Here is a 21,359-nt window from a genome sequence, read left to right on the forward strand (position 1 = left end):
TAAGGAGGTAAAAAGATGACAAATGAGTTAGAAAACTTGACCAAGCAATATTGGGAAGAAGGCTGGGATATAGAAAGATATATTGAAGAATTGTTACCCAAGGAGATGGATTGCTTAAAGCAGGAAGATAGAATTAACACCTCTAAAGCAGAAATTCTTGTTCAGCTTGTGGGTTTTTCCTGGGAGCCACTTTTAATCTCTGTTTGTGCATATAAACCTCAAAAGCTAATTCTGATTTTAAATGAGTTTTACAACAATCAGGAAGGAGATGCACGAGGAGATGAATATAAGGAATATATAGACAAGTTAAAAAAACAGGATCTTATTGCTACCATACCAGAGATCCTTCCTAAATCCTTTGAACCAGTAAATGATACTCCTGAGAGTGTTTTTAAATTTCTAAAAAAGCATGCTTTGCCTTTTATCAACGAAGGCAAAAAAGTGGTTATAGATATCACAGGTGCCAAAAAAAGTATGGTTTCTGGAGCTTATCTTTTTGCAAGTTACACAAACTGTCCTGTATCATACTTAGATTTCGATGTGTATGACGAAGAATATGGAAGGCCTTATGGATATACATGTAAGATTAATGAGCTGAAGAATCCTGTGGAGCTTTTTAAACTCCGTGAATGGAGCAGAGTAGAAGAGCTTTATAGAAAATATGCGTTTAGGAGTGCTATAGAAACTATAAATGAAATAAGAGAAGGTGCTAAGCCATTTATTGAACCAGAGGAAAATGAAGCAATTGAACTTCTGATAAAGTGTCTGGAATTTTATGAAACATGGGACAGCGGCGATTATAAAAAAGCTTTAAGCCAATATAAAAAAATAAAAAATCAAATAGATATTCCATGCCCAACAGCAGTAAATGAGCTGGGTGAAATATGGTATTCAAACAATGATTTGATAAATAGTATCAAAAATCTTGAGGGCTTAAATGACATTACAAAATCTATCTACCTAAGGGATGATAAAATAATAATTTATGCTCGTGACGAGCTTGAAAAGATTAAAGGGCTTATAAAACACAAAGAAGATTATCGTTCAGCATTACTTCGTGCTGCAGGTTTAAGTGATTTTTTACTGAAGGCGAGGGTAATAAAATTGTGGTTAACAGAAGAACTTGTTATTGAAATGGATAATAAATCTTTCACAAGAAAAGATTTTAAGAATAATAAAGCTTTACAAGCAAAAATTGATAAAAAGTTACTTGAATATGCTGGAGCTACTCAGATAATTAAATCCCTGCGGTGGCAACCATCAAAGAAAAAAAAAGATTATGTGATAAATATTTATGGTCTGAACAAAGATATAAAAGCCCATCGCTCTGAAGATAGTCCTGAGCTTGAAAAGTTCTGGGGAAAAATTAATGTTAATGAATTGAACCTTCCAGATGGGATATTTAAAGATCTGAGAAATAAAGCAATTCATTTCTGCCTGAGTGTTCCAAAAGAGATTGCAGAAATAGCTCTTGAATTCACAGAAAGGAATCTGGAAGAGTTTATAAAAAATTGGAGTGAAGCCCATATCAATTACGGGATATATGATGCAGTGGACTGGTATAATTTGTGTGATAAATGCGATATAAGCTTTTTGCCAAAACTTGGGAGGGATAAAAATGAGTGAGAAATATCTCTTTGTAGCAGAAGCAGATAAGATTCAGGATCTGATATTTCGTTCCTCAAAACTACGGGAGGTATCAGGTGGTAGCCAGATGTTGTCTGAATTTTGTGAAGTATCTAAGGAATTAGCTAAAAAATTTAATGGTGAGGTTATTATTTCATCTGGAGGTTCTTTTAGAATCCAATTTGATTCAAAAAAGAAAGCTGAGGAATTTGGGGAATATCTTTCTGAACTATATAGAAGGGAGCTTGGTGGGACAATAACAGTTGCAGATCCTGTAAAAGTTTGCTCTGAAAATAAGGCAATAAAAAAAGGGCAGGAAAATTTGAGAAAAGCCAAGCACTCTGGTAAACTACCTGTTTCTATGGAGCAGATGCCATATATGGCAATATGTGCCTCTTGTGGTGTAGGTGTAGCAAGATACTATAAAAAAAGATATGAAGATGAAGATAAGAACTATCTTTGTGAAATTTGTGAAAAAAAATCTTTAGCAAAAGCTCGCATAAGGGAGAAGTTCCTTTCAGACTTCTATTCTTATGTAATGAACAGTGATCAAACCGATATTGATTTTCCAAAGGATGCAGAGCAAATAGCTAAATTAGAATCAAGAAGTTATGTTGCCTATTTGGTTGCAGATGTGAATAACATGGGCGTAGTTTTTAGCTATTGTGATAACTTTGATGAACTAAAAAGACTCTCTGAGAACTTAAGTAAGGTGATTCAGCAATCTCTTGCCGAGCCCACCAAGATTCTTATTGATAAGCACGGAGATTTCATAAAAGAAAGGTTAAAATCTGATATTATTCCCATTCTTCCTCTTATTATGGGCGGAGATGATGTGTTTGCCTTAATACCTGCACAATGGTCACTAGACTTTGCCCTTCGCTTCTGTCAAGAATTTGAGACAAGGATGAAAGAATCTCTAAAAGAGATTAATTTTGATCCTTCACTACAGCCTACAATTTCAGCATCTGTCATTATATGTAAGGGGAAGTTTCCTTATTTAATTGCTCATAATCTGGGTGAAGAGTTGTTAAAAATAGCAAAAAGAAGATCAAAAGAAGAGAAAAAATCTATGATCTCTTTCAAAGTCATAACTGGAAATGAAATCGTTAGGGCGCCAGAAGAAAAGAAAATATTTGTAGCAGGTTTTCCTACATACTCAATTGAAGAATTAAAGAAATTGATTGAATACAGGTTCACTTTAAAAGATTTACCAGGAACAAGAAGAGCACAACTGGAGAGTTTATTCTACAAAGCTGAAGAGTTACAGAAGAAATACGCATTTCAAAGAATGAAATCCGAATGGCTGCCAGAGTTAGAAAAAATTATAAGTAGATTAAAGACATCTCAAAAAGAAAATTTAACAAAAGCTTTACTGGAACTTGGTGATCTCAATAACAATAAAGAGTATTACTGGCAATTTAAAGATGGCTCCTATTACCATAAACTACCAGATCTGTTATCTGCCTGGGATTTTGCTTATGATCTTGAAAAAGAAGTATCAGAATACGAGGAGGAAGAAGAATGAAGCTTACATTTAGAATAAGTATTCTGTCTGATTACCATATTGGGGCAGGTTATGGTAAGGGCGTTATAGATTCTGTGATCCTGAAAGATAAAGATGGTTTTCCCATAATAAGAGGCACAACTATTGCTGGACTGCTTCGTCAGGGGATGTGGGAACTACTCCAGGTGAATTTATTGAGTCAGCATCGTAAATGCAGACAATCTGGTGCTTTAGAAGATTTCTACTGTAGAGGTGATGATATAAGTTCATTGTGTCCTATTTGTAGGATCTTAGGATCACCAAAACATCCTAAAAGATGGAAGATATCTTCTGCACATATAGAAAATCTATCAATCCTTAAGTCAGGAAAAATACTCTGGCGCAATAGAGTGAACCCCAGAACACGAACTGCAGAGGAGAGAAAGTTGTTTAATGAGGAAGTGTTTGGTGGGAAAATAGATTTTACTTTTACAGTAACTAATGAGTCTGATGATAAAAATGCCTTGGAAGAAGCTGCCTTTATTATTGCAGCTTTTAGAATGATAAGAAACATAGGTGCTTCCCGTAGAAGAGGTAAGGGTCAGTGCCAATTTCATCTAATTGATATAAGCCTTGCTTCATTAAAAGGAGATGGAGATATAGAAAATAATATGCTTGAGATTTTCAAACTCAAGTGGCTGGAAAATAAAGAAATTAATATTCCAGAAAGTAAAGAACAAATAAATAAGAAACTAAAGGGAATTTCAACAAAAAAATGTTTTAATCTGATCTTTTTAACAAAAGAGCCTTTACTTATAGCCAACAAAAGTGAATCTGGTAATAGATTTCAAAGTATTGATTATATCCCAGGATATACGATTCTTGGTGCATTTGCATGGAAGGCTGCAAATAGATGTGATCTAACTGATAAAACAATTTATGAGAAATTTATTAGACTCTTTCGCAGAGGAGGAATCAAGGTAACTCCACTGTATCCTTGCTTACGCATTTCAAATGATATTTATCCAACTATTCCTTCTCCTTTAGACTTTTTAACATGTAAACTTAAACCTGGATTTAATGATAATAATGACGAGCATGGTGTGAAAGCATTTGCTATTGATAAAAATGAACCTAAAAAGTGTGAAAAGTGTCTTAAAGAAGGAACTGAAAGCTCACTTGAGCCGTTAAATAAATTCGTTCCATTGCAGTCTAAACCTAAAACAGTAGATGTAGAAAAAAGAGAAGAGATGCACATAGCTATAGATAATAAAACTGGTAGAACCAAAAAGGGAGATTTGTTTAGTTATATGGCTATTGAATCTGGACAGTATTTCATGGGAACGATTGAGATTGAAAACTGGAATGATTTTGTTAACCTTTTTGGGATAGATGACTTGCAAGATGGAATTTTCTTTGATCTTAGGATCGGAAAGGCATCTTCTCGTGGATATGGACTTGGAAGAATATGGCTTAAAGAAGCAGATACAAAAAATACTTTTCTTGGAAAACCAATAGAAGAACGCATAGACTTAACCCAACCCATTACAATGACTTTGCTTACAGATACAATTCTTGTGGATAAATGGGGAAGATTTTACAGCACGCTAAATGAGGAAATTCTTAAGCAAATACTTGGGATTGAGGTTGAAGTTTTGAATGCTTATGTAAAAACAAAGCTTATAGACGGTTTTAATGCTCATCTGGGATTGCCTAAGTGGAGAGATTGTGCGATTGCTGCTGGTTCAAGCATCGGGTTTAAGATAAAAGAAAGCCAAGACAACAATAGGATAATAGAACGATTTAAAAAACTGGAAGAAACAGGTATAGGTTTAAGAAGAAATGAAGGCTTTGGGAGAGTTGCATTTAATCATCCTGTTTATGAGAAAAACAAGGGTGTTAGTGGAGTAAGGGTAAACTTGCCAAGGTGTATGCGGATTTCTAAGCATAAAGAAGAAAAGATAAAGAGCTTTGAGCGTTGGTGGCATAATTATTTAGTAAAAAATATCAAAAAAGATGCTTTTTTGCGACATGAATGGATAGCTATAGCAAGATGGCTAAGAGAAAATTCAAAAGTGAGCATAGATGATGTAGTTGGAATGTTTAAAGATTTTCATAATCCCAAAGAAATAACAGAAATGGTTAAATCTAAGCAACCTTATCGTGAAAAGAAAATGTTTTTAGATGATGAAAGTAAAGGAAAGAAGGGCTGTGATTTATTGATAAAAGTATTTGAAGAACTCTCAAATAAACTGAAAGATGAAGATAATTCAATAAGAGAATATCTAAAGACCAGAGCAATAGAGATGCTTGCTGATTTTATTGAATCTCTAAGAGAGGTGGAAAAATGATTAAAAAGATAATTACTGGATATATAAAGACACTAACAGGATTACACATAGGAACTGGAGAAATAACAGAAACCACAGATTCACCGATTTATAGAAATGTAAACGGTGATATAGTTATACCAGGAACTGCAATTGCTGGTGCTCTGCGTTCATTGGCTACAAGAATTGCACCTTATTTAGGATATGAAAAATGCATTGCATTGGATGAAAATCCACAGCCTAATAAAAATCAACAGTCTAAATTGTGTAATTGCGTAGTATGTGATTTATTTGGTCCTATAAGCATTGGAAAAGGTTCTGAAGAAGGGGAGGCATCTAAGTTATGGATTTACGATGCTGTTTTAATAAATAATATAAAAACATCAATTCGTGATGGAATAGGAATTGACAGAGAAACAGGAACTTCTTCAAGAAAGGCAAGGGCAAAATATGATTTTGAAGTAGTGCCAAAGAATTCTCTTTTCTCTTTTAGAATCGCTTTACAGGAAAATGTCAGTGAGAAAGAAGAGAGACTGCTTTCCTGTGTTCTGGCGGAATGGCAAAATGGTAGAGGGTATCTTGGGGGTAATGTGGCAAGAGGTGTGGGGAATATCCAATTAAAAGATATCAAAGTGTTTTCAATCAATCTTTCCGATGTAAATACACTTATAAGATTTTTAAAAGAGGAGGATGAAATTAGGAGTGCAGAAGAAGAAAAAGATTGGTTAGAAAGAAATATAAATAAGGTAAGACAACAGTTAAAAGATGCTAAGGATATTGCAGATAATGAATATTTCTATAACTCCTTTGCCCAGATTGATCTTACGCTTAAATTTAGGGGTGGTTTTGTAATAAACGACATATTAAAATCATTCCAGTCAGGCTTTGATTTCTGTCCAAAAATAGAAAATGGAAGATTTGTCTTTCCAGGCTCATCCTTTCGAGGAATTCTTCGTTCCCATGCTGAAAAGATAGCAAGGAGTTTGGTAACTTTAAGTAGCAGTAATGAAAGAGATTTCCTGAATAAGTGTCCAGCTTGTAATCCTTTTGCAGACAAAGAAGACCCTTTAACATCGTGTAATGTGCTTTTTCGAAAATATAAGGATACACACAAAGATGAAGAAATAAAGGACAATAAATTATGCCTTGCCTGTCAGGTTTTTGGCAGTTCCTTTAAAGGAAGTAGATTATATGTAAGCGATGGCGAAATGGTTAACTCACCAAAAATAAAGATAATGGATTTTCTTGCTATTGATAGATTTACTGGTGGAGGAAAGGAGGGCGCAAAATTTGATGCAATAGTTTTATGGCAGCCAAAATTTAGGTTACGCATTTTTATTGAAAATCCCAAAGAATGGCAGTTGGGTTGGCTTATGCTTGTTATGAAAGATTTGAAAGAAGGACTTGTATCTTTTGGATTTGGAAAGAATAAATGGTTTGGAAAAGCAACTGTAGAAGATGAAAAAATAAAAGTTGGAGCAATTTCAAATGCTTTTATTCCACAGGGTCTTAAAAAAGGTGATTCTTATGAAGGAATTTTTAATATACAAATTTTAAAATTAAAAGATTTAACTAAAAATAATAGCAATTCAGTAGAATTGTGGATTAAGGAATTTCATAAGGTATTATCAAATCTTAAAAGAAAAGAAGACTTTATTCCTGCTTCAGATACCTATTTCAAAAAAGATGTCTTTGAGCTTTATCCAAGGGAGGTAAAATTATGAAAAGTTTTGATGATCTGCTTAAAGAAAAAAGAATATCCAAAAATGATATTCAAATATGGGGTGGAGAGATAGGAGAAAAAGAAAGAAAAGATTTTATCAGAAAATGGGATCTTTCAGATATGCCATATAGGATTGTTGAGACAGTAAAAGATATCACAATATCCAAGGATAAAGATAACATAGATATAGACCCTGAGATTGTTGAACGTATAAGGATATTTGGAGATGGAGGAGACCTTGACTTAAGGCGTGATTCTTTATGCTTCAGGTGGAGATATATTGGTAAAAATCCTCCGCCACAGGACATAACTGCAGAGAATTTTTGGGAGAAAAAGGAAAATCGAGATAAAAAGTTTTTTGTGGAAGAAAAAGAAGCGCTTCTATGGGGTAGATATAGTCAAGATATGAAACAGTGGCATGATGATAGGGTTGCAAAGACAAAATTGTTATATCCTATTAATGGAAATCCAGAAAGAGTAAAAATACTTTATAAGACTTTAAGTGAAAAAGGAGTTGTTTCGTTTGTCTGGTTTACAGGACTCAAAGGAGGCGCTGAAGATGAATAATAGTAAATACAGGTTTCTAAATCCCTATAATTTTGTAAGATATCTTCCTGAGGGTAAGGACAATGGCACTGCTGAAGTTAAATTATTGGGAAAATGCCCTCCTCCACCACATGATAGATTTGTTGGTTTAACAGGCAGAATAGAATGCAAACTGGAGGCTAAAACACCTATTTTCATTTCTGATTCAGAATTTGTAGAAGGAAAGGAACATAGATCATACAGATTTTTCAGGTTAATTGATGATAATGGGAAGGAAGATTTTGCTATTCCATCAACAAGTTTACGAGGAATGTTGAGGAGTGTATTTGAAGCAGTAACCAATTCATGTTTTTCTGTATTTGAAGGAGAGAAAAGGTTGTCTTATCGCGATATTCGAAAAGCAAGGATAATGAAACCTGCCAGAGTTGTAGCATTGCCTACTACTAATACTCCAGGAAGAGTTGAATTATGTAATTTAGCCAGAGTCTCTCTAGATTTATTAGAACAAAATGATTGGAGCTGTGGAGATGAAGCTTATGCTATTATAAAAGGTTCGCGAGTTATTCAATTAAGCAAAAACCCTTTAAGTAATAGCAAAAAGGGTTGGTTAAAAATAACAGGAAGAAATATTCCGAATAAGAAAAATGAATATTTCTTTTATCCGAGTCAAAAAGAATTACAATTTGATGAAGCTGTAATGGATGATTACAATAAAGTTCTTCAGGAACAAATTGCAGGAGGTTTTTCTACAGAGTACCAAAATGATAGATTATCTATTGGGGATTTAGTGTATGTTGAAGAAAGCAATGGTAAAGTTACGAATATCGCATTAGTGAAAGTCCCTCGTTTGCTTTATAGAAATAGCATCGGTGATTTTTTACCAGAGTATCTCCATCCTTGTAATGATTATAATAACCTTTGTCCTGCATGCAGGGTGTTTGGATGGGTACATCCTAAGCCACCAGAAGACTTAAATGTCAAAGTGGCTTATGCAGGCAGGATAAAAATAACCCATGCAAAAATAATAGAAAATAAAGGTACTCTTGAGGAATTCCCACTGGCAATTCTTTCAACACCAAAACCAACCTCAACATTCTTCTATCTACTTAAAAATGGCAGACCAGATTTTAATGTTAAATACGATGACGATGGAACAAAGCTAAGAGGAAGAAAATTCTACAGACACCAAGACGAGGCAAATGAGCAAGAATATATGCGTGTAGGGAAAATAAAAGACCATCAAAATCGAACAATAAGAGATGCTCTAAGACCAGGTGCTAAGTTTGAATTTACAATTGAGTTTGAAAATTTAGCACCCGTAGAATTAGGAGCACTTCTATGGACTATTGAGATGGAAGATGGAATGTTCCATAAATTAGGGATGGGTAAGCCATTAGGTTTTGGAAGTGTTAAAATTTCTATTAATAGACTCGAAATACTTCATATCAAAGAAAGGTATATTTCCTTTAATAGCAGTGGTTGGAAGATAGTGAACAAAGATACATATAAAAAATGGATTGATCTGTTTAAAAATACTATGAAAGAGAGATATAATAGAGACTTCATGGACTTAGAAAATATCAAAGATCTTAAAGCAATATTAACTTCTGTAAATCTTCCTATCCACTATCCCCGTTCTACTAAAAAGCCACAACAAGATGGAAAAAATTTTAAATGGTTTATGGAGAACAAAAAAAGCGGTAAAATGCCATTGAAACTTGCCGATGAGGAGACTGAAGGATTTCCTTTAAGATTTAAAAAATATTGTTGATTTTAAGTAAGTCTTAAGTTACTTCTATAAAAGAAGAGAGGCAATTATGACTTACAGCACGAACATAATAAGGCTTCTAGATAAAGTAGAGCCTTCAATAAAAGAAGTGCTTATAGCAATTCTGGAAGAGATAGAGCGTCAGAGGAGGCAGTGGGAAGAAAGTGTAACAAAGACAGAATTTAATGAACTAAAAGAGATAGTCAGAGAGCTTGGCAAAAAAATAGAAGAACTCGCAGAAGCACAGAAAAAAACAGAGCAGAGAGTATCTAGATTAGAGAAAGTAGTAGAAGAACTAGCAGAAGCACAGAAAAAAACAGAAGAAGAACTAAGGAAACTCATTTCAGAGCACAGAAAGACAAGGGAGCAGGTGGGAGGTCTTTCCCACACAGTAGGATACATACTGGAAGACAGGTCATACGCAGCACTACCTCATCTTCTAAGCAAAGAGTTTGAAATAAAAGTAGAAGAGATAAAAAGAGATTTTGTGGAACTTGCTTCAAACAGGTATGAGGAACTGAACATAATAGGCAAAGGAAGGAAAAATGGCACACCTGTATGGATTCTTGGGGAGTGCAAAACCCAGCTTAGGAAAAAAGATGTGGACAGCTTTCTTAAGAAGATCTCCAGAATTGAGCATCTCTTTCCAGGAGAAAGGCTCATTATAATGGTAACATATCAAACATCTCCTCAAGTAAGAAACTATGTCCAACAAAAGGGAATAAAACTTTATTTCTCATATCAACTGCAAAATGTTATCTTGAGCCTGCTTTAATCCAATCTCTAACAATATAAGCTATAAAAATTAAGTTTAAAAGACATTTTTTATCACACCATATCGTCCTTAATTTTTTCACTTAATTCTTAAAATCTTCAACTATTTTTTTCCACTCTTCTATTTTCCCTTTTGCCTTATCATCCCAGGATTTAACATCTTCTCTGGTCAGTATTGTTATTTCTCCTCCCTGGAAATCTCCTTCAACATCACCAAGTCTTTCTTCCATAAATCCTTCTATTTCTAAATAAGCTTCTTTTAATTTTTTAAGATGTTCTTCATCTGCTTTATAGATACCACGTTCTGCTGCTTCTAACAGACGTCTTGCTATCTCTTCAAATGCCCATGGATTATTTTCTTCAAACCATTTTCTCATCTCTTTATCAGCTACAAAGGTATCAACAATACCATCAAATACCCAGTTTTCAACTATATCTGCAGTAGCTGCCCAACCATAGACCCTTCCTACCCTTTCAGATATATCTGCAGCACCTTTATAACCATGGCGTTTTTTCCCTTCAATCCAAGCGGGATTAAGAAGTTTTGTCCTTACTGTCCGTTCCATCTCTTCCTTCATCTCTCTTACACTTGGTCTTTCTGGATCTCGTGTATCTCCAAAGTAAACTTCTACTTTTTTACCAGAGACAGTTTCAGCAGCACAGGTAAACGGTGAATGTCAGTAAAGATGTCACCAAAAGTTATTTTATTTTTTCCCATCAAGCAACCTTTTTAAGATGTTGTTTAGCTTTTGGATTGAGATCAACACTTAAAATAGGATCCCAATTCCGAATGTTTCCAGACCACCGTTCTGGATGTTTAGAACGGGCTTTTTTGTATACATCTTTACGCTTGGCTAAAATCTCAATATCCAAGCCTAAGTGTCTCTGCTCAGGCGTAACAAACTTAATTTTGCTGTGATAATGTTTAAAATTATACCAATTAACAAACTCAAAACACCACTTCCTGGCTTCTTCCAGACTAGCAAATCTACATGGATACTCAGGACAATATTTTACTGTTTTAAAAAGGGACTCTATGTATGGATTATCATCACTAACATGAGGGCGACTAAAAGATGGCACTATCCCTAAATTCTGCATAGTAGCTAACATGCTTGAGCCTTTCATAGGCTTACCATTGTCTGAATGAATCACAAGCCCTTGTCCTGTAATATTTTCACAAAGCAAAGCTCTATTTAGTACTTTTGTTGCCAAGTCACTTTTTTGTTCTGAATATACCTCCCATCCTACTATCTTACGGCTATAAATATCTATGTACATGTATAAATAAAAAAACATGCCTTGGATTAATGTAGGAAGATAAGTGATATCCCAACTCCAAATCTGATTCGGCCCTGAAGCTCTATAATGTTTAGGTTTGGAATATGTCTTGGGTTTAGACCTTTGCCTGTGTGTCAATTGACCTGCTTCTCTGAGTACACGGTAAAAAGTACTTTCTGATGCTATATATCGCCCTCTGTCAGCTAACATGGGCACAATCTTATTGGGGGATAACTCTTTGAAGGTCTCTGAATTACAAATAGATAAGATCTTTTTTCTTTCTTGCTCAGACAACTTGTTAGCTGGCTTCCTGGGGACATCTTTTCTCTTATCTTCCAAAGTCCCTGCACTCTTCCATCGTTGGTAAGTCCTTATTGAAATCCCAATAAGATCACATGCTTTTTTCAAACTACATCCCTCTTTTTTGGCTTGTGTTATAGCTTTGTAAGCATATTCTTTTTGTTGTAACTCTATCTTTCGTCCTCTTGCTCCTCCAAGAAATTTTCCCATTTTTTTTTAAGCACCAATAAAGCCGTTGTCTCTGCTATAGTCTTGTCCTTTCGCCGTATTTCCCTTTCTAACTTGCAAATCTTCTGTTTTAATCTTTTCTCTTTTTTCTTGAATTCCTTATTAGAACGGTTATCAATATTTTCCAGACAGGCCTGTTTCCATTTCTCCAATGTACTCGGATATATGCCTTTTTCCCTACAAAACCTGGACACCTCAATCTCACTCATTGAGGCACATTGAAAAAGTAAATTAAGTTTTTCTTCAGCTGAAAATTTTTTATTCATTGTTTTTCCTTTTTGAGCGTTAATTTTCCATGTCATCACTGTACTATAGGGGATATTATTCTCTCTTGCAATAGCAGCAACTGTTTTTGAAGTGGTTAAAATTTGCTTAAGCACACTTTCTTTAACATCTTCAGGATAAAACATAATAAAAGACTCCTTTTCGCCCAGGTTAAAATTTCCCCTTCCCCCTAGGGGGAAGGATGATAAGATAAGAGCTCAAGAAAAGAACCCCCTTTCTTATCTCACTAAGGCGACATCTTTCCTGAGACATTGGGTAACTCAAACTTCTGGTAGCTGTTATTAATCGTTGAAGTTCTTCTATAGTCAGAATATCAGGAATTCTGGATGTTTTTGGCGGTTTAATCAAAGGGATATTTTCCCATGTTTTTTTCAGCACATAGGAATAAAAAAATTTGAGACCATAGAGATCGAGCTTGACGGCACTCCAGGAGTGGCTTGCCCGAAGATCGTTGAAGTAATCCAGAAGCTGGTCAGAGGATAGGTCGGATATTTTACAATCAAAGTAATTTCCGATTCGCCTAAGTGCCCTAGAATATGCCTCAATTGTCTTTGGCTGAAATCCGCTTAATTTCAGTAACTTAACATGTTTTTGATAATAAGCATTGAATTTGGGGTCAGTGGGCATGTTTGTGTTCATTATAACCTCCTAATTTAAGAGCCTCTTCTTGGCTCAATACTAGCTAACCTTTTATCACATAAACTTTATATTGCAATCATTAATTATCCGAAGTATAATTACCTAAAATTGCTTGCCGCTTTAGCGGCTTCGTCCAACAAAAGGGTGCAGTTGACCGCCAATCCGCTGCGCTTCTTGGCGGCAACTGACCCTTGACGTTATATGAATGAAATAGGAGAAAAAAGTGATAAATGTAGAAAAAATAAAACCTCAATATATAATTGATGAAAAAGGCAAAAAAACATCAGTTATTATACCTTTATCTGAATTTATTGAATTGCTTGAAGATTTAGAAGATTTAGCTGTAGTTGCTGAAAGACGAGAAGAACCAACCATCTCACATGAAGACTTATTGAAAGAATTACGAGAGGAAAAACTTGTATAAAATAGAATGGAAGCACTCTGCCAGAAAAGAACTAAAAAAACTTAAAAAAGATGATATTCCAAGAATTATCAAAGCAGTAGAAGACCTATCACTAAATCCTTATCCTCCTGGAACTAGAAAGTTACAAGGTTGTGAATATTTGTATCGGATCAGGGTAGGGAAATATAGAATTGTATATTCTGTTAAAAATGAAGTATTGGTAATTGAGATAATTAGGATTGGACATCGCAAAGATATATATAAAAAATTCATATAACGAATAAGGTTAGCAGACGGCGTTACATGCCACTACTGAGTCCAGGAGTTAGAAATAGGAAGGAGAGTATAATATGCCCAAGGAGTTATTAATACCTAAAATCTGCAATTACAGTTCAATCGTAAGCAACTGATTGTTCTGGACAGAGATACCTAGATATGGAGCTGTTATGTTAAAGGATATGTCTCCCTCATTGTGACTTGGAAGGCTTTTTCAGGTAGAAGCTGCGGTCAGTGGCACTCTTTACGGGTGTGTAAAGGCACACCACTGCACATGGACTTACGCAAAATCCTATTTTGGAGGATACTCTCAAAAAAAGATTAAGCAAATTGTAATGACCGGATGGAATTTTCTATCTTTATCCAACGTTCTTTGAAAAAATAATCCCTCGATAATCGAAGGAACCATTGTCGTCCCGCATGCATCAGCCGAGCTGGAACATGGATTAGAAACATGCGGATTGTGTTGGGCTCTTCTCTAAAACCATCTTCATCGTTGAGCCACATCATCCAAACCAGTAGATTGTAAGCCAGAATACAGGTCTGGAATATGGCGGAGTTGGCCCAAAAATCCTGTGTCAAAATGCTTCCAGAGGCCATCTGTCCCTTACACCACTCAATCCAGTTTTCACTGGCCCCCCGTTGGCAATAATACCTGTGGACGTCCCAGGGACTCAGGTTCATATTTGTTACATAACAAAAATAATCATACTCAGTCTTTGTAACGCTGAAAAAAAAGCAACTAAATTTGCTCTCTATTACTTGACGTACGGCCACAAACCGGCGGGGGTGCTTCCACCTTTCACATTTGTATGTGAATTCGGTCTTCTCATAGCCAGGTCTATTTTTAACCTTGTGCCATTTCTGAGCTTCTAAAAGCTGAGTGAGTCCTCGCATCTTAACCTTGATTAAGTACAAAGCATGAGCCTCTTCTAAGTAGTCTAAAAGTTCTCCATTAAAAAAGGCGGAATCTGCACGTACAATAATTTTCCAGACTCTCCTTGGAAGCTTGGCAAAGCACTCTTGCATAAACTCTACACAACCATTGGCTGAATAAGCATCTCCGGCTCTAAACCAGTTGTGAAGACATTCCCGCGTCTCAGCAATAAAGCAAAGTAGCGGATGATATCCCCTTTGTCCTGGCTTCTTGGGGTTGTAACCCTTCTCGGCACCTTCCTGTTTCCCATACACCCCACGCACTGTAGAGTCCAAATCTAAAGTGATGCGGCTAAACCATTTTTTACCCCAAACCTTTTTGCGCACTTTTGTTTCTACATCGGAGAGCTCATTGCAATGTCGGGGATTAAACAACTTAAAAACCCGATTTATGGTAGTATAGTCAGGAAACCTTTCCCATTTAAAAAGCGACCTCAATGCTAAATCAGATCTTAGGATAAATACATGGCTCATATGCTTAGCCCCGGCTAACACTGCCATCATCAAAATCATGATAATGTCGGAAACCTTATACTGTGCGGTAGCTCCCCGCTTAATAGTAATGTGTTGCTCAAGCATCTTGGGAAGCTTCAGTTTGTCAGCAAACAGGCCCAGCAATACCAGTCCGGCGTTGCCCGTAAGATTTTTTTCAGTGAACTTAACATGGAATCTACGCATAGAATCAGTGCCTCCTAATACTTCCTATTTGAGACACTTTATACCATTAATTCACTATATTGTCAAGCTAAACATTATCTTATGATGCAAATTTTAGGTAATATTAGGTATAGGGTTAGCTTTGTTTATTGTTTGTCCAAGAATGGCTGGTATGGTTTATATTATTGCCAGGCATTCCCATGCTTCTCTTGTTTATACTGCTTTATTCGGAACTATTGCTGCCATACCGTTAGTCATAGCTATGGTCTTAGTATTTGCCAAATTTGGACTTTGGGGAGCTCTTGCCTTTTGTATTCTGACAGATTTTGGCGCAGCGTTTGTTATGAAAGAAATCAGTATCAGGGCAGGAATAGAAACTTTTATCATAGCCATATTTGTTATTATTGGAGTTAAGGTGGCACCGTTTATTACAAACATATTTATAAAGTGATAATGAGATAAACCTGGATTCAAAAAAACGTTAGCTTTTTCAAACCGGTTATCTCAGGTGTTAGAACCAAAAAGGAGGATGCTCCTATGAAAATAGATAAAATCTATCAGAATATGCATCCGGCAGAAATACCCTGGAACATTGAAACACCTCCAAAAGCTTTAGTTGAATTAGTTGAAAGTGGAAAAGTAAAGCCATGCAAAACTATTGATTTGGGCTGTGGTACTGGTAATTATGCTATTTATCTTGCTAATAAAGGATTTAATGTTACAGGAGTTGATATTTCCCCAACAGCTATAAAAATTGCCAGAGAAAATGCAGAGAAGAAGAGAGTTAAAATTAATTTTCTTATTGCTGATGTCCTTGGTGATTTGGATGAAATTAAAGAAACTTTTGACTTTGCATATGATTGGGGGTTATTGCATCATATATTTCCGGAGAAAAGGAAAAAATATGTTGAAAATGTATATAGAATACTTAACCCAAGTTTGTCAAAATAATAAGATTTTTATAAAAAATTTGGTTGATTTTGTGATGCAAAATGCTATAATCTGTTGGAATTATTGAATTAAATTTTTTAAAAACTGAATGTAGTGGTAGAAAAAATATTTCGCATCTTGACAAAGAAAAACCGATTTGATATAATCCTTACCTATGTTTATCCGCAAAGTTAGAAAAACCGATCCCAAATCTGGAAAAACTTATTTCTACCATCAATTAGTAGAATCTTACAGAACCCCTGATGGTCCCAGGCAGAGAACTATTTTAAACCTTGGAAAACTGGATCTGTCCAGGGAGGAGTTAAAATTTCTTGCTAATAGAATTGAGGAATTATTAAAAGGACAATTGTCGTTATTAAAAGTCCCTGAAAAAATTGAAAAACCTGCAAGACGTTTTGCAGGTTTAATAAGAAAAAAAGCTCTTCAAAAGAGTGAGGAGAAAACAAAACATGAGGCTCATTGGAAGATGGTTGATGTTGCTTCAGTAAAAAACGAAGATGTCAGATGTGTTGGAGCAGAAGTTGTAGGGGCCTGGGCATATGATAAACTTATGATTACAAAAATTTTAAAGGAAATAGGTTTTAATAGAAAGGATATAGATAGAGCAAAAGTTCTTATAGTTGGGAGTCTGATAAATTGTGGGAGTGAGAGGGAAATTCATAAATGGTTTCACCGGTTAAGTGGGCTTGATGAGGTAATGAATATTGATGCAAAAGTGGTATCGCTATCCAGTTTATATAGGACTCTGGACAAGCTGATAGCCAATAAAGAAGCTATAGAAGAGAAGGTGGTAAAAAGAGAAAGAGAACTTTTTGGTCTTGGAGAACAGCTTATTTTATATGATCTGACTAATACATATTTTGAGGGGAAGGTTACAAGCTCAGAATTGTCAAAGAGAGGTCTATCTAAGGAGAAACGAAATGATAGGCCATTAGTGACAGTAGGTATAATACTTGATGAAGATGGTTTTCCCAAGGCCAGCAGGATTTTTCCTGGTAATGTGTCGGAAGCCTCAACACTGGAGAAGATTTTAGATGATTTTTTTATAAATTCTCCAAGATCGCTTACAGGCAAGCTTACAGTAGTTATAGATGCAGGTATAGCCACAGAAGAGAATTTAAAACTAATCAGAGCCAAAGGACTTGATTATATATGTGTAGACAGACGACGAGTAAAAGAACTTCCCTCAGGTGAAGAAAGTATAGTTCATGAGAGTAATAGTGGCAAAGTATATGCGATACGAGTAGAAGAGCCTGAAGAGGTATTTTTATATTGTAAAAGTAGCGGTAGGGCCAAAAAGGAAGAGGCAATAAAAAATCGTATTCAACTGCGCCTGGAAAAAGATTTACAAAGGCTCAAGCAATCTCTTACAAGAAAAGTAGGAATCAAAAGTTATCCGAAGGTACTGGAGAGGATAGGAAGAATAAAAGAGAAATACAGCAGTGTGTCGCAATTTTATGAGATTAAAGTAAAGGAAGAGAATGGCAAAGCAGTGGATATTTGCTGGAGAGTAAGAGATAAAGACAAACTTCATGTAAGATTTTCAGGAGCGTACAAACTTAGAACTTCCAGGACAGAGCTAAGTAATAAGGAATTATGGGAGATTTACAATCTTCTTTCAAATGTAGAAGCATCATTCAGGAGCTTAAAGAGTGAACTAAAATTAAGACCAATCTATCATAGAATAGATAAACGAATAACAGGTCATATTTTTTTAACCATATTAGCTTATCATCTGCTTTGTGTTATTCAAAGGAGATTGAGACAAAGAGGGATTTCAAAATTATGGGAAACAATAAGAAGAGAGTTAAGTACCATAATTAGAGTAACCACCACTATGATAACCCAGGAAGGTAAAACAATCCATCTGAGACAAATAACAGAATTAGAATCTTTTCAACTGGAGATATATAATGCCCTGGAACTTCCTTTAAAGCCTTTATCTAGCATTTTAAAAATTAATTGATAAATTTGTAGTGAAGAAAAAGATGATTGAATTCAATAATTACAATATCTTACAAAAAAAAGTGACAAACTTGGGTTAATGCAAGAGGAAAATATCTTTCTATTTGTTTCAGTGAGAAGGATCCTCAGTTTGGTGGCTCAGGAAAATATAGAAAAACTTCCCTCGGCACCATTTTGTATTTTTCCTCTAAAGACCAACTGAAAGATCTATTTGATCCATACTTTAACATAAAAAAATTAAAAACGATAGAAATCAGCGGTAAATCTGCACCACATGTTGCGAACTATGTTTTTATGGAGAAGAGATGAAAATGTTAAACCACTGGATACACATATTTATTTCCATTCTTTTCGAAAATTTCCACATTTACTCCATAAACTTTTGCAATATTTTCCCTGTTTAAAACATCCTTAGCCTTTCCATAGTTGACTATTTTGCCATTGCACATCAATAAAGTCTTGTCTGAAAAAATAGAAGCTAAACTTGGATCGTGTTCACTCATTATAACAGTAATACCTTCACTTGTGATCTCTTTTAATATTTTTAAAACAAGCACTCTATTTTTAAGATCTAAATGGGAAGTGGGCTCGTCAAGAAGTAAAACCTTGGGTTGTTGAACCAAAGCTCTTGCTATAAGAACCAGCCTTAGCTCTCCTCCGCTTAACTGAGTATATGGTTTGTCCGCTAAATGTGTTAAACCCAGCTTATCCAGGATATTGTAAGCATTATCATAATCCTGTTTTGCTGGTGTGGAAAACCCTAAATGAGGAGTCCTTCCGCTCACAACTACATCTATAACCCTATAAGAAAAAACTGGCGAATGCATCTGAGGAACGTAACCTACAAACTTTGCAATCTCTTTTTTATTGAGTCCTGAAATATCAAAAGATTCAATAAAAAAACTACCTTGGGGCTTTAAAAGCATGTTTAAACATTTTAGTAGCGTGGTCTTACCACTGCCATTTGGACCAAGTATTGCCAAAATCTCACCTTTACTAACTTCAAAGGATAAGTGGTCTAAAACCACCTTATCACCATATCCAAATGTCAATTCCTTTACCTTAACTCCACTCATGCATTGCTCTCCTCATCAAATACAAAAAAAGAGGTGCTCCAATCAATGTGGTAATTATCCCAACTGGTATTTCAAATGTCCAAATTGTTCTTGAAATAAGATCAGCAACAAGCATGAATGAAGCTCCAACTGAAATTGAGGCTGGTAAAAGAATTTTGGGATCAGATCCAACAATAAATCTTGTTATATGCGGAGAGATCAAACAAACCCAGCCTATTATTCCAGCTACAGAAACAACTGAAGCAGTGGCAATTGATGCAAAGAAAACTACAAGAATCCTTTCTTTCTCAACATCAACACCAAGAGATTTTGCCTCCTCATCTCCCATTGAAAGTAAAAATATCCTCCACCTGAAAATGAGAAGCCCAAGAATTCCAAGAATTGCCAATGGACTAGAAGTGGCAACATCTCCCCAGCCCACCGTATGGAGTCTACCAACTGTCCAGGCAACTATTGTATGTGTCTTTTCAGGTTCTATAAGTATCTGAATCAAAGCCAAAAGTCCTGAGAACAGAGCAGAAACTATTATACCAGCCAGAACCAAAGAGACCGAAGAATAGAAGAAAAAATGGGGGCGGGCGAATAATGCTTAATCTACAAAGAAAAGGAACAATATCTACCCCCCAACTTGAGGTGAAAATTTTTATTCTCTTCACTGTTCACTCTATAATATCCTGCTCTTACACTTCAAGTTGTTTTAATTTTTCCTCAAATTCCTGTATGGAGTCTGCTCTAATAGCTAGTTTATGTAGACTTTTTAAAACATCTCTATTCACAATTCCCTTAATTTTAACAGACAAATCTGGTTTAATGAGGCCAAACTTCTCTATCAAGGCCTCGAGAACCATTTCTTGAGCCTCTAAAATCATGCCTTCCATTCGTCCTTCCTTCTGTCCTTCTATCCGTCCTTCTATACGTCCTTGTTCTATCCATTTTTCTGCAAGTGTCGGCATAATATCTACCCCCTTTCCTATTTGTTTTATTGCCTTTTTTATATCCTTTTCTTCTATCTTGTCAGTTGCATTGGCTATATACCGAAGTAGTGTTTCCAGATATTGAAGTGGTGTATTACTCTCACCAAGTCCCTGAAAAAGATTGAAAATCCTCTCTAAATGTTTGCCTGGTTCAGGTGTTGTAAGGTATTTAAGGGCCATTAAAGTAGCCTTTAATATCACTGTTCCTTTGATCTCTTCATCAGATATACTAGATAGGTCATAAAGCAGGTAGTTAAAGTCTGGTATATAAACATCTAACTCTTTTTCAGTCTCTCCAAACAGATCGGAAAAGTTTGTTTTTATTGTCCATTTTCTGTAACCATTGTATATGACTAATGGAATAATAACAGGTAGAGTAGAAGATTGATTTTGTTTGAGATATAAATCCCAGATTTTGACCATGTATCTGAGAAGCTGCAAAGCAGTAAATCTTTGTGGAGTGCTTTTGTGCTCAAAAAGCAAATAAATAAATCCATCTCTGGAACTTATCTGAACTTCATAGAGTAAATCAGAAAAATGTTTTTTTAAATCTTCATCCACAAAGGAGTCTTTGACAATGGTAAGAGAATTAAAATCAATTAATTTGCAGAGATTTTGAGGCAAATAATTTTTTAAGAAATCCTCTGCCTGCTCTTTGTGCGAGAAGATCTCCTTCACAAATGCGTCATGAGGGTTCTGTATGTATTTTCTCTCCATAACTTTTTTATTAAAACACCGCTTAATAAATGGCAAGAGGAGTTTGGAAAATAGTGAATAATGAACAAAAGAGAAGGTAGAAAAAGGTAACCTTCATGACAAATATGTCAAAAAAGAAGATTTAAGTGGTAATGTCAAAATGTCCACTCTTGCAGAAAAAGGGAGACCTACAAAGGTAGACAGCCATTGTTCACTTCCTTTATGTGTGAAGCATTATTCGCTATAATAAGACAAAAAATGGGGACGGGCGAATAATGCTTAATTCTTATGCTGGGCTCACTAACCATTATAAGACCTTCCACACTCGATATTGTGCCCTTTATAAAACTTCTCTCTTTCTCGGTCTTAATCTTACTTTTATCTGTTTTTGAATAATTTCTCAATTATATCCAATTCTGCGGGATACTATAATTTAGGA

19 protein-coding genes and 1 pseudogene are annotated in these 21,359 nt (G+C 35.3%); 12 read left to right on the forward strand and 8 right to left on the reverse strand.

Features of this window, described 5'->3' with window-relative positions; all coding sequences use genetic code 11:
- The first annotated feature begins 15 nt into the window (after positions 1-15).
- From ACYQ1E_RS16025 to ACYQ1E_RS16055, 7 genes are read left to right on the forward strand one after another with little or no spacing between them, the layout of a single operon-like run.
- Positions 16-1,626 carry a hypothetical protein gene (locus ACYQ1E_RS16025; RefSeq protein ID WP_459881662.1) on the forward strand — a complete coding sequence of 537 codons (1,611 nt, stop codon included), beginning with the start codon at positions 16-18 and terminating at the stop codon, positions 1,624-1,626.
- Positions 1,619-3,154: a Cas10/Cmr2 second palm domain-containing protein gene (locus ACYQ1E_RS16030; protein WP_459881665.1), complete on the forward strand. Its 1,536-nt coding sequence runs from the start codon at positions 1,619-1,621 to the stop codon at positions 3,152-3,154. Before ACYQ1E_RS16025 ends, ACYQ1E_RS16030 begins: the two co-directional genes overlap by 8 nt.
- Positions 3,151-5,463, forward strand: a complete 2,313-nt coding sequence (locus ACYQ1E_RS16035) for an RAMP superfamily CRISPR-associated protein (RefSeq protein WP_459881668.1) — start codon at positions 3,151-3,153, stop codon at positions 5,461-5,463. The genes ACYQ1E_RS16030 and ACYQ1E_RS16035 overlap by 4 nt, the downstream gene beginning before the upstream one ends.
- On the forward strand, positions 5,460-7,166 hold the full coding sequence (locus tag ACYQ1E_RS16040) for an RAMP superfamily CRISPR-associated protein (protein WP_459881671.1): 1,707 nt from the start codon (positions 5,460-5,462) through the stop codon (positions 7,164-7,166). Before ACYQ1E_RS16035 ends, ACYQ1E_RS16040 begins: the two co-directional genes overlap by 4 nt.
- Entirely contained in the window at positions 7,163-7,732 is a 570-nt protein-coding gene (locus ACYQ1E_RS16045) for a hypothetical protein (RefSeq protein WP_459881673.1), read from the forward strand. The genes ACYQ1E_RS16040 and ACYQ1E_RS16045 overlap by 4 nt, the downstream gene beginning before the upstream one ends.
- Complete coding sequence (locus tag ACYQ1E_RS16050) at positions 7,725-9,482, forward strand: TIGR03986 family type III CRISPR-associated RAMP protein (RefSeq protein ID WP_459881676.1); 1,758 nt, start codon at positions 7,725-7,727, stop codon at positions 9,480-9,482. The genes ACYQ1E_RS16045 and ACYQ1E_RS16050 overlap by 8 nt, the downstream gene beginning before the upstream one ends.
- 46 nt (positions 9,483-9,528) lie before the next feature.
- Entirely contained in the window at positions 9,529-10,254 is a 726-nt protein-coding gene (locus ACYQ1E_RS16055; RefSeq protein WP_459881679.1) for a hypothetical protein, read from the forward strand.
- An 82-nt stretch (positions 10,255-10,336) separates the two neighbouring features.
- On the opposite strand, the pseudogene ACYQ1E_RS16060 reads toward ACYQ1E_RS16055, so the two are convergent.
- From ACYQ1E_RS16060 to ACYQ1E_RS16075, 4 genes and pseudogenes are all read right to left on the reverse strand, one after another.
- A pseudogene (locus ACYQ1E_RS16060) lies at positions 10,337-10,909 on the reverse strand (cobaltochelatase subunit CobN); the annotation flags it as partial.
- A 61-nt stretch (positions 10,910-10,970) separates the two neighbouring features.
- Positions 10,971-12,044: an IS3 family transposase gene (locus ACYQ1E_RS16065; protein WP_459881682.1), complete on the reverse strand. Its 1,074-nt coding sequence runs from the start codon at positions 12,042-12,044 to the stop codon at positions 10,971-10,973.
- Entirely contained in the window at positions 12,005-12,472 is a 468-nt protein-coding gene (locus ACYQ1E_RS16070; protein WP_459874752.1) for a transposase, read from the reverse strand. Before ACYQ1E_RS16070 ends, ACYQ1E_RS16065 begins: the two co-directional genes overlap by 40 nt.
- Before the next feature lie 25 nt (positions 12,473-12,497).
- Positions 12,498-12,986, reverse strand: coding sequence for a site-specific integrase (locus ACYQ1E_RS16075; RefSeq protein WP_459881685.1), 489 nt, complete (start codon positions 12,984-12,986; stop codon positions 12,498-12,500).
- Between the two features lie 223 nt (positions 12,987-13,209).
- On the opposite strand from ACYQ1E_RS16075, the gene ACYQ1E_RS16080 reads away from it, so the two are divergent.
- Together ACYQ1E_RS16080 and ACYQ1E_RS16085 are read left to right on the forward strand one after the other, a co-directional pair.
- Complete coding sequence (locus tag ACYQ1E_RS16080; RefSeq protein WP_459881688.1) at positions 13,210-13,410, forward strand: hypothetical protein; 201 nt, start codon at positions 13,210-13,212, stop codon at positions 13,408-13,410.
- The gene (locus ACYQ1E_RS16085) at positions 13,403-13,666 is read left to right on the forward strand and encodes a type II toxin-antitoxin system RelE family toxin (protein ID WP_459881692.1); all 264 of its coding nucleotides are present in this window, start codon (positions 13,403-13,405) and stop codon (positions 13,664-13,666) included. Before ACYQ1E_RS16080 ends, ACYQ1E_RS16085 begins: the two co-directional genes overlap by 8 nt.
- A gap of 320 nt (positions 13,667-13,986) precedes the next feature.
- On the opposite strand, the gene ACYQ1E_RS16090 is transcribed toward ACYQ1E_RS16085, so the two are convergent.
- Complete coding sequence (locus ACYQ1E_RS16090) at positions 13,987-15,279, reverse strand: IS1380 family transposase (RefSeq protein ID WP_459874805.1); 1,293 nt, start codon at positions 15,277-15,279, stop codon at positions 13,987-13,989.
- Between the two features lie 151 nt (positions 15,280-15,430).
- Here ACYQ1E_RS16090 and ACYQ1E_RS16095 point away from each other — a divergent pair, with 151 nt between their 5' ends.
- The 3 genes from ACYQ1E_RS16095 to ACYQ1E_RS16105 all read left to right on the forward strand — a co-directional run bounded on the left by ACYQ1E_RS16095 (position 15,431) and on the right by ACYQ1E_RS16105 (position 18,175).
- Positions 15,431-15,709: a hypothetical protein gene (locus tag ACYQ1E_RS16095; protein ID WP_459881695.1), complete on the forward strand. Its 279-nt coding sequence runs from the start codon at positions 15,431-15,433 to the stop codon at positions 15,707-15,709.
- A gap of 86 nt (positions 15,710-15,795) precedes the next feature.
- Positions 15,796-16,209, forward strand: coding sequence for a class I SAM-dependent methyltransferase (locus ACYQ1E_RS16100; protein ID WP_459881698.1), 414 nt, complete (start codon positions 15,796-15,798; stop codon positions 16,207-16,209).
- Positions 16,210-16,363: 154 nt separating this feature from the next.
- Complete coding sequence (locus ACYQ1E_RS16105) at positions 16,364-18,175, forward strand: IS1634 family transposase (protein ID WP_459874731.1); 1,812 nt, start codon at positions 16,364-16,366, stop codon at positions 18,173-18,175.
- Positions 18,176-18,488: 313 nt separating this feature from the next.
- Here ACYQ1E_RS16105 and ACYQ1E_RS16110 read toward each other — a convergent pair whose 3' ends face one another.
- From ACYQ1E_RS16110 to ACYQ1E_RS16120, 3 genes are all read right to left on the reverse strand, one after another.
- Positions 18,489-19,250: an ABC transporter ATP-binding protein gene (locus tag ACYQ1E_RS16110; protein WP_459881701.1), complete on the reverse strand. Its 762-nt coding sequence runs from the start codon at positions 19,248-19,250 to the stop codon at positions 18,489-18,491.
- Positions 19,237-19,794 carry a FecCD family ABC transporter permease gene (locus tag ACYQ1E_RS16115; RefSeq protein WP_459881704.1) on the reverse strand — a complete coding sequence of 186 codons (558 nt, stop codon included), beginning with the start codon at positions 19,792-19,794 and terminating at the stop codon, positions 19,237-19,239. The genes ACYQ1E_RS16110 and ACYQ1E_RS16115 overlap by 14 nt, the downstream gene beginning before the upstream one ends.
- A 136-nt stretch (positions 19,795-19,930) precedes the next feature.
- Entirely contained in the window at positions 19,931-20,941 is a 1,011-nt protein-coding gene (locus ACYQ1E_RS16120) for an Rpn family recombination-promoting nuclease/putative transposase (RefSeq protein WP_459881707.1), read from the reverse strand.
- Between the last annotated feature and the right edge of the window lie 418 nt (positions 20,942-21,359).

The organism is Desulfothermus naphthae, from assembly GCF_054657475.1.